At 74.9% G+C, this 8,247-nt stretch carries 8 protein-coding genes; 3 read left to right on the forward strand and 5 right to left on the reverse strand.

Going from position 1 to position 8,247, the window contains the following annotated elements:
- Positions 1 to 32: 32 nt before the first annotated feature.
- Genes ACZ7LK_RS19785 through ACZ7LK_RS19795 form a run of 3 tightly spaced genes read right to left on the reverse strand, consistent with a single transcriptional unit; the run spans position 33 to position 2,670 of the window.
- Positions 33 to 791, reverse strand: a complete 759-nt coding sequence (locus tag ACZ7LK_RS19785; protein WP_392274350.1) for an amidohydrolase family protein — start codon at positions 789 to 791, stop codon at positions 33 to 35.
- Positions 791 to 1,549 (reverse strand): hypothetical protein, encoded by a 759-nt coding sequence (locus ACZ7LK_RS19790; protein WP_471142199.1) that lies wholly within the window; start codon positions 1,547 to 1,549, stop codon positions 791 to 793. Before ACZ7LK_RS19790 ends, ACZ7LK_RS19785 begins: the two co-directional genes overlap by 1 nt.
- Positions 1,546 to 2,670, reverse strand: coding sequence for a DegT/DnrJ/EryC1/StrS family aminotransferase (locus ACZ7LK_RS19795; protein WP_471142201.1), 1,125 nt, complete (start codon positions 2,668 to 2,670; stop codon positions 1,546 to 1,548). Before ACZ7LK_RS19795 ends, ACZ7LK_RS19790 begins: the two co-directional genes overlap by 4 nt.
- Before the next feature lie 156 nt (positions 2,671 to 2,826).
- Here ACZ7LK_RS19795 and ACZ7LK_RS19800 point away from each other — a divergent pair, with 156 nt between their 5' ends.
- The 3 genes from ACZ7LK_RS19800 to ACZ7LK_RS19810 all read left to right on the forward strand — a co-directional run bounded on the left by ACZ7LK_RS19800 (position 2,827) and on the right by ACZ7LK_RS19810 (position 6,923).
- On the forward strand, positions 2,827 to 4,104 hold the full coding sequence (locus tag ACZ7LK_RS19800; protein ID WP_392274353.1) for a hypothetical protein: 1,278 nt from the start codon (positions 2,827 to 2,829) through the stop codon (positions 4,102 to 4,104).
- Positions 4,105 to 4,263: 159 nt separating this feature from the next.
- Entirely contained in the window at positions 4,264 to 5,358 is a 1,095-nt protein-coding gene (locus ACZ7LK_RS19805; RefSeq protein WP_392274354.1) for a mandelate racemase/muconate lactonizing enzyme family protein, read from the forward strand.
- 230 nt (positions 5,359 to 5,588) lie between these two features.
- Positions 5,589 to 6,923 (forward strand): heparan-alpha-glucosaminide N-acetyltransferase domain-containing protein, encoded by a 1,335-nt coding sequence (locus ACZ7LK_RS19810; protein WP_471142205.1) that lies wholly within the window; start codon positions 5,589 to 5,591, stop codon positions 6,921 to 6,923.
- A 73-nt stretch (positions 6,924 to 6,996) separates the two neighbouring features.
- On the opposite strand, the gene speB is transcribed toward ACZ7LK_RS19810, so the two are convergent.
- Positions 6,997 to 7,986 (reverse strand): agmatinase, encoded by a 990-nt coding sequence (speB, locus tag ACZ7LK_RS19815; protein ID WP_392274356.1) that lies wholly within the window; start codon positions 7,984 to 7,986, stop codon positions 6,997 to 6,999.
- Positions 7,987 to 8,122: 136 nt separating this feature from the next.
- Positions 8,123 to 8,247 (reverse strand): carboxyl transferase domain-containing protein (locus tag ACZ7LK_RS19820; protein ID WP_469464303.1); only part of this gene is annotated, 125 nt, incomplete at its 5' end.

Consider the following 8,247-nt stretch of genomic DNA (forward strand, 5'->3'; position numbering starts at 1 on the left):
GTCCCTCTCCTGTTCCGGTGGTTCGGATCGCCTCACACGACCGGTGGCAGGGCCGTGCCGACCTTCAGGCCGAACAGCTCCGCCGCGTTGCGCCACAGCACTCGCTCCAGCTCTTCCTCCGTGAACCGCGCGTCCCGGACCACGCCGAGGGACACACAGGGGTCGATCAGTGTCGCGTCGGTGCCGAACAGCATGCGTTCGACCGGGACGCCGGCCTCGCGCGCGTACGCGACGCGTCCCGCGTCGGTGGCCGTGCGGCAGTGCTCCAGGTAGAGGCGGTCGCAGGCGGCCGCTGCGTGCGCCGCCTCGCGCCAGGCGTCACCGCCCGCGTGCCCCATGATCACGCGCAGTCCGGGCCGGGCCTCCACCAGCTCGGGCAGGAGGGTCACCTCCCGTCCCCAGGTGTGCAGGAGGAGCGGTACGCCCGCCTCGGCGACGACGTCGAAGGCCTCGGCCATCTCGCGGGTGCCGGGCATGCGGCCCGGGTAGTGGGTGTGGATCTTGGCGCCGACGAAGCGGCCGGTGTCCAGGCAGCGCCGGAGGTCGGCGGCGCTCTCCTCGACGCGGTTGGGGTTGACGACGGCGTACCCGTGCAGCCGCGGCCGGGTCATCAGGGCCTCGCGCAGGGCGGCGTTGCCGCTGACGGCGTCGTACACCACCGCTTCCGACGACGACACGATCTGGAGGTCGATGCCGTAGCGGTCCATCTGGGCGATGTTGGTGTCCGCGTCACCGGTCGTCAGGTGGAACTGCCAGCGGCCCACATGGGCGTGCACATCGATGATCGGCATCAGGCGAGCAGCTCCTCGACGTTCTTGGTGGCGATGGCGGCGCGGTCGTCGGGCGAGATGTCGGCGTAGCGGAGCTTCAGCGTCTGCGGCGAGATGTCCATGAAGGGGGTGCGGGAGCCGAAGACGAGGTGGCGCGGGCCGACGGCGTCGATGACGCGCTCGATGGAGTCGAGGCCGGACAGCATGCGGGTGGTGGCCTTGAAGCCGGGCTCGTCGCGGGCCATCAGCAGGAAGTCGGCCAGCAGATAGGCGTGCAGGTCGAGGAAGACCACGTCGACGCCGCGCCCCATGAGGGGCGGCCCGAAGCGGCGCGGGTCGCCGTCGTGGAGGAGCACCATTCCGCGATCGAGGGCCAGCTCGACCACGTGGCGGTAGCCGGGGAAGCCCGGCTCGGCCGCCTGTTCGAGGGTGAACAGCCGCAGGAAGCGGACCCCGGCGGCGGACAGTTCGTCGAGCCGGTCCTCGGCGGTCGGCGCGTCGCGCACGTCGACGGTGCCGACGGGGAGGAGTTCGGGGCAGTCCGCGAGGTCCCGGAGCGTCTCGGCGTTGCCCGCCCCGTCGTCGTAGAGCGGGCCGCGGGTGGACAGCGCCAGGGCGCCCGCGACGGGCGAGGCGCGCAGGTGGGCGCGGACCTCGGCGAGGCCGGTGTCGCGGTGGTGGCGGGGCCACGGGCCGTACAGCACGTCGACGTCCCAGCCGATGTGCTCCTCCGGGGAGGGCCGGAGCCATGCGTAGGTGTCGTACGGTGACTCGCTCATGATGCGGCGACCTTCCCCAGCGCTTGCGCGATCCGGTCCACGTCCTCCTCGCCGTAGGCCTCGTTCCACGGCAGAACCAGCAACGTACGGTCGATGAGCCGCTCGGCGCGAGGACACAGGCCCGGCGGGTACCCGGACAGTGCCGGATTGGCGTACAGCGGGCGTTCCAGATAGCCGGGCAGGGCGGGGACGCCGAGGCCCTCCAGCGCGGCGGCCCAGCGCGCGTTGTCGTCGACGAGCAGCGGGACGACCCACCAGGCGTGGCCCGGGTGGTGCCGGGCCATCGTCACCCCGGGCAGGGCGGCGACGGCGGCGGCGAGGAGCCGGGCGCTCGCCCGGCGGCGGGCGACCACATCGGCGACGCGCGTGAGCTGGACGCGGGCGACCGCGGCGACCAGCTCGGTCATGCGGTAGTTGAGGCCCATGGTGCGGTGGATGCGGCCCTCGGTCCGGTCCCAGCCCTTGTCCATGAACAGCCGCATCCGGGTGGCGAGGCCCGGGTCGTCGGTGACGGCCAGACCGCCGTCGCCCGCCGTGATGTGCTTGTACTGCTGGAGGCTGAAGCAGGCGATGTCGCCGACGGTGCCGAGCAGCCGCCCGTCGCCGTCCTCCCCCAGCCACGCCTGGGCGCAGTCCTCGACGAGGACCAGCCCGTGCCGGTCGCAGATCTCCCGCAGCCGTACGGTGTCGGCGGCGCCGCCGAAGAGGTGCACGGCGATGACGGCCCTGGTGCGGGGGGTGATCGCCGCCTCGACGGCGTCCGGGTCGAGGTTCCCGTCGTCCTCGCGCACATCGGCGAAGACGACGCGGCCGCCCTGGGCGAGGACCGGCGCGACCGTGCCGAAGTCGGAGATGGGTGTGGTGACGACCTCGTCGCCGGGGCCGACACCGGCGGCGGCGACGGCGAGGTGCAGCGCGGCGGTGCCCGAGCTGCACGAGACGGCCTCGGCGCGCCCGTACAGCCGGGCCATCCCGGCCTCCAGCTCCCGTGCCTCGCGGCCGAACGCCCCGCACAGGACGGCCGAGTCGAGAACCCGGAGCACCGCCGCGCGTTCCTCCTCGCCGAACGTCCTTCCCCGGGGATCCAGAACTGTGGGCAGCGGCATTTCCCGTTGCGGCATCGGGGGATTATCCTCTCGGCAGCACGCGATTATGGCCTGGGCCGAAAGTAGAACCCCCGTCGACGGCCGTCAATCAGGCGTCACCGAGCAAGTCGCACCGCACCGCCCGCAGCACCTCCCCCAGCAACTCCCACCCGGCAGAACGGAGACCGGACCATGCCGCTCACGGTCGGCGTGATAGGTCCCGAGGACCTCGTCCAGAAGGTGGTCGCCGTCGCCGGCCGGGCGGGGTCCGCCCGGCTGCTGCCGCTGCCGTACCGTCATGAGGACGAGACCGTCGAGGTGGTGGCGGGCGCGCGGGCGCGGGCGGACGCGCTGCTGTTCACCGGCGTGGTGCCGCACGCGCTGGCCGAGGCGGCGGGCGCGCTGGACCGGCCGGCGGCGTACGTGCCGTACAACGGTGCCACGCTGCTGCGGGCGCTGGTCGAGCTGTTGCGGCTCGGGCACGACGTGTCGCGGGTGTCGATCGACACGCTGCGCCGCGACGAGGTGCTGGAGACCATGGCGGAGGCCAAACTCCCCACGGACCGGGTGCGGGTGCTGCCCCACCGGCCGGGGCTGACCTCGCAGGACGTGGTCGACTTCCACCTGGACGCGCGGGACGCGAAGAAGGCGCGGGTGGCCATCACCTGTCTCGGCTCGGCGTTCCACGTGCTGGAGCAGCACACGCACGCGGTACGGCTCGCCCCGTCGCGCCACTCGATACTGACGTCCCTCCAGGCGCTGGTCCTGGAGACGGCCGGCCGGCACAGCGGGGACGCGCAGGTGGCGCTGGGCATCGTCGACCTGCCGGGCGCGGCCGGGGACGCGCGGCTGCCGGAGGACATACGGGTGCTCGGCGGCAGCCTGGCCGAGCTGCCGGACGGGCGCCGGCTGGTGGTGACGACGCGCGGGGCGCTGGAGTCGGCGACGGAACGGTTCACCCGGATACCGTTCCTCGGCGGCCTGGCGGCCCGGCACGGTTCCGCGCACGTGGGCTTCGGTCTGGGGCGTACGGCGGCGGAGGCGGAGGCACTCGCCCGACGGGCCGTCAACCGGGCGCGGTCCCTCGGGGCGGCGGCCGGGGTGGTGTCGATGGCGGACGACGTCGACATCGTCATCGGCCCGGATGCCGTCACCGGCCCCGCCACGGCGACCGGGGCGGAGCCCGGTGCGGCCGGGGCCAAGGCCGCCGCGTTCCCGGAGAGCCCCGCGCTGCTGGCCCGCCGGGTCGGGCTGCACCCGCAGACCCTGGACCGGCTGCGGGAGCTGACCGCGGCGGACGGGAACGCGGGGGTCACCGCCCACCGGGTCGCCGAGCACCTGTCCGTGCAGCAGCGCACGGCCCGCCGGATCCTCAAGCGCCTGGAGCGGGCCGGTGTCGCCGTACCGACCGGCAGCCTCCAGGAAGGCCGGACGGGCCGCCCCCCGACCGTCTACCGCGTCCACCTGTAGGACCGCCGCGCCCCGCCGGACCGCCCCGCGCGCGGCCCGTCCTCCCGGCCCCGCCCTCTCGACCCCGCCCGTGGCCCGTGATTGCGGCCCGGGCCGCAATCCCCGACCTCGCAGCCGCCGCGGTGGAGCGCCGTACGGCGGAGACCAAGGAGCTCGCGCGTGAAGATCGCCTCGTTCCACACCCGTGTCGTCCGTGCCCCGTACCGCCGCCCGTTCGTGATCAGCAGCGGCACCAGCCCCGAACTCGTCAGCGTCCTCGTGGAGGTGCGGACGTCCGACGGGACGTCGGGTTTCGGCGAGGCGTCACCGATGACCGCGTACACCGGGGAGACCCTCGCGGGGCTGTGCGCGGCGGTGACCGAGCACGTCGCACCGGCCCTCGTCGGGCGCGACCCGCGGGACCTGGCCGGCGCGCACGCCGCGATGGACGCCGCCATCCGGGGGCAGCACCTGGCCAAGGCGGCGCTGGACCTGGCGCTGCACGACCTCGCGGGCCGGGCGGCCGGGTGGCCGGCGCACCTGCTGCTGGGCGGCGGGCGGGTGGCCGGGCCGGTGCCGACGACCTGGGTGGTGGGGCTCGGCACGCTCGACGAGATGACGGAGGAGGCGGCCCGGTACGCGGCGGCCGGGTTCGGGCACATCAAGCTCAAGGGCGGTGAGGACCCGGCGCTCGACGTGGAGCTGGTGGCCGCCGTGCGCAAGGCGGTGCCCGGGTCGGTGGAGCTGTCGCTGGACGCCAACGAGGGGTACGCGCCGGGGGAGGCGGCCCGTACGGTGGCCCGGCTGGCGGACGCGGGGCTGGACCTGGTGGAGCAGCCGCTGCCGCGCTGGGACCTGGAGGGGCTGGCGGCGCTGCGGGCCCGGGGCGGGGTGCGGGTCATGGCGGACGAGTCGGTGCAGTCGGCGCACGACGCGCTGGAGGTGGTGCGCCGGGGGGCCGCCGACGTGCTGAACATCAAGATCCTGAAGGTGGGCGGGCTGTACCGGGCGCGGCAGATCGCCGCGCTGGCCGAGACGGCGGGGCTCGCGGTGAAGATCGGCACGATGCCGGAGCTGGGGGTGGCGACGCTGGCGGCCGCCCACCTGTCGGCGGCGCTGCCGCACGCCACGGTCCCGCCGGACCTGGTGGGCCCGTTGCTCGTGGCGGAGGAGCCGCTGGCGCCCGCGCCGTTCGCGGGGACGCCCGGGACGGGGCTGGTGGAGCTGCCGGTCACGCCGGGGCTGGGGCACGGTCTGGACGGCTCGGCCGGCTGAGGGGCCGCCGCGTCCGGCCGCGCACCCGTCCGCGCACCCCGCCGCGTCCGCCCGCGCCCCCCGCCGCGTCCGGCCGCCCACCCGTCCGCGCACCCGTCCGCGCACCCCGATCGCGCATCCCCGCCGTGCCCGGCCGCGTACCCCCGGCGGAGGGCGTCCCCGTCCATGCGTATACAAATGAACCGACAAGGGGACGAAGAACGCGGGGGCGGATCAGTACGGTGACGCACATGTCCACGGCGGCGCAGACGGCGACGCACATATCCACGACCGGCGAGCCGCCGACCACGGCCGACCCGGCGACGACAACGACAAAGGTGCCGACGGCGGCTGACGCGGCGTCGGCCGCGAGCGCGGCGCCGGCCGCCGAGGGGAGCGCGCCGCCGAGGCGGCGGCTGGTGAGCGTGGACGTGGCGCGGGCCATCGCCGTGTTCGCCATGTTCGCCGCGCACATCGGCCCGCCCGCGAAGCCGGAGGGGGCGGGCCACCTGCTGGTGGCGTTCGACGGGCGCGCGCCCGCCGTCTTCACCCTGATCGCGGGGCTGTCCCTGACGCTCTCGCGGGGCGGCACCCGGCCCCGGCGGCAGCCCGCGGGCGCGTGGCGCGGGACGCTCGTCAAGTGCGCGGTGCTCGCGGCGCTCGGGCTGGCGCTGACGGAGCTGCGGTCGGGGATCGCCGTCATCCTGACGTTCTTCGCGCTGTACTTCCTGGCCGCCGAACCGCTCGCCCGACTCGGCACCCGCGCGCTCACGGCGGTCGCGGCGGTGTCGGTGGTCGCCGGCCCCGTCCTGTCGTACGTCCTGGGACCGTACTTCGGCTACCGCGTCATCGGCCGGGGCCGCTACCCCGGTTTCGAGGCCGTCACGAGCTGGTCCGGGTTCACCGACGCGCTGGACACGCTGCTGCTGTCGGGCGCGTACCCGTGGCTGACGTACTTCCCGTACGTCGTCGTCGGCATGGTCCTGGGGCGGCTCGCGGACCTGCGCCGGTCCGGGACGGCCCGCCGCCTGATCGGCTGGGGAGCTGTCGTCACCCTGGCCGGGCACGGGCTGTCCGCGCTGGCGCTGGGCCCGGGCGGCGGGCGCGAGGCGCTGCTGCGGGCGATCGCCCGGTACCACGCGTACGCGGTGGCCGCGCCCGACCCGGTCGAGGCCGTGCTGGCCCGGCAGGCGGGCGCGATCCCCAGTACCTCGTGGGCGTGGCTGCTGGTCGACGGACCGTACAGTCAGACGCCGTTCGAGACGGTCGCCAACATCGGGGCGGGTCTGCTGCTGATCGGCCTGGCCGTCGCCGTGTGCCGGTGGCGGACCGCGGAACGGCTGCTGTGGCCCCTGGCCGTCGTCGGCACCATGGCCCTGTCGGTGTACGCCGTCCACGTCCTGGCGCGGGCCGAGCTGCGCCCCCATCACGGATGGGCGGCTCTGGGCGCGTTCTGCGGGGTGTCCCTGGTGGCCTGTGCGGTCTGGGCGGTGGTCTTCCGGCGGACGCCGCTGGGGCGGGGGCCGCTGGAGTGGGCGCTGCATCTGCTCATGCCGAAGCCGTCCGGCCGGCTGCGGCGGGGGTGAGGGTCGGCGTGGCGGGGCCGGCGCGGCACGGCGGGTCCGGCCGCCGTGCCGTCGCCGGGCCCCGCGCGGGGCGTTACTGGGTCGCGCCCCAGCGGACCGGGGCGATCTGCTTCGACATGATGCTGATCAGCTCGTAGGCCGCGTGGGACGCGGCCACGGAGGTGATGTCGGCGTGGTCGTACGCCGGGGCGACCTCCACGATGTCGGCGGAGACCAGGTGGCAGTCGGCGAGGCCGCGCAGGATCTCCAGCAGCTCGCGGGAGGTGAGGCCGCCCGCCTCCGGGGTGCCGGTGCCGGGCGCGTGGGCCGGGTCCAGGACGTCGATGTCGATGGAGATGTACAGCGGACGGTTGCCGACGCGCTCGCGGAGCTGCTGGGCCACCTCGTCCACCCCGCGCCGCATCACGTCGGCGGAGGTGACGATGCCGAAGCCCAGCTTCTCGTCGTCGTCGAGGTCCTTCTTGCCGTAGATCGGTCCGCGGGTGCCGACGTGGGACAGGGCGGAGGTGTCGAGGATGCCCTCCTCCACGGCCCGGCGGAAGGGCATGCCGTGGGTGTACTGCTGCCCGAAGTAGTCGTCCCAGGTGTCCAGATGGGCGTCGAAGTGCAGGACGGCGACGGGGCCGTGCTTCTTGGCCACGGCCCGCAGCATCGGCAGGGCGATGGTGTGGTCGCCGCCCAGGGTCATCAGCCGGGCGCCACCGGCGAGGAGGTCGTCCGCGGCGGCTTCGATCGTCTCGACGGCGTCGTTCAGGTCGAAGGGGTTGGCGCTGATGTCACCGGCGTCCGCCACCTGGCTGTAGTGGAACGGGTAGACGTTCTGCGCCGGGTTGTAGGGGCGCAGGGTGCGGGAGGCCTCCCGGATGGCGTTGCCGCCGAAGCGGGCGCCCGGCCGGTAGGTGACGCCGCTGTCGAAAGGCACGCCGACCACGGCGATGTCCGTCTTCTCCACCTGGTCGATCCGCGGCACGCGGCCGAACGTCGCGGGGCCCGCGAAGTGCAGCGTCCGGTCGGTCTCCGTCGGCGGCACCGGCGGGGTCACTCCGTTGGGGTGGGCGGTCATGGTGCGATCAGTGCCTTTCCATGGTGCTGCGGCCCGGCGCCGGCCGGACCGCGAGGACGTTCGGGGCCCGCCCGGCACGCGGACCCGCGCCGGACGGCCGGACGCGGGGCGTGGGCCGTGGGGCGGGCCCGGTGGGTTACTGCGGGGGGTTGCCGTGCTTGCGGTGCGGCAGGTCGGCGTGCTTCGAGCGGAGCATCGCCAGGGAGGCGATGAGGACGGAGCGGGTTTCGGAGGGGTCGATGACGTCGTCGACCAGACCGC

It is taken from the genome of Streptomyces sp. NPDC039423 (genome assembly GCF_055598725.1).

Excerpts from the sequence above, each read along its gene's own strand:
- ACZ7LK_RS19785 (WP_392274350.1), bottom strand. The coding sequence starts at position 791 with ATGCCGATCATCGATGTGCACGCCCATGTGGGCCGCTGGCAGTTCCAC.
- ACZ7LK_RS19790 (WP_471142199.1), bottom strand. The coding sequence starts at position 1,549 with ATGAGCGAGTCACCGTACGACACCTACGCATGGCTCCGGCCCTCCCCG.
- ACZ7LK_RS19810 (WP_471142205.1), top strand. The coding sequence starts at position 5,589 with ATGTCCACGGCGGCGCAGACGGCGACGCACATATCCACGACCGGCGAG.
- ACZ7LK_RS19795 (WP_471142201.1), bottom strand. The coding sequence starts at position 2,670 with ATGCCGCAACGGGAAATGCCGCTGCCCACAGTTCTGGATCCCCGGGGA.
- speB (WP_392274356.1), bottom strand. The coding sequence starts at position 7,986 with ATGACCGCCCACCCCAACGGAGTGACCCCGCCGGTGCCGCCGACGGAG.
- ACZ7LK_RS19800 (WP_392274353.1), top strand. The coding sequence starts at position 2,827 with ATGCCGCTCACGGTCGGCGTGATAGGTCCCGAGGACCTCGTCCAGAAG.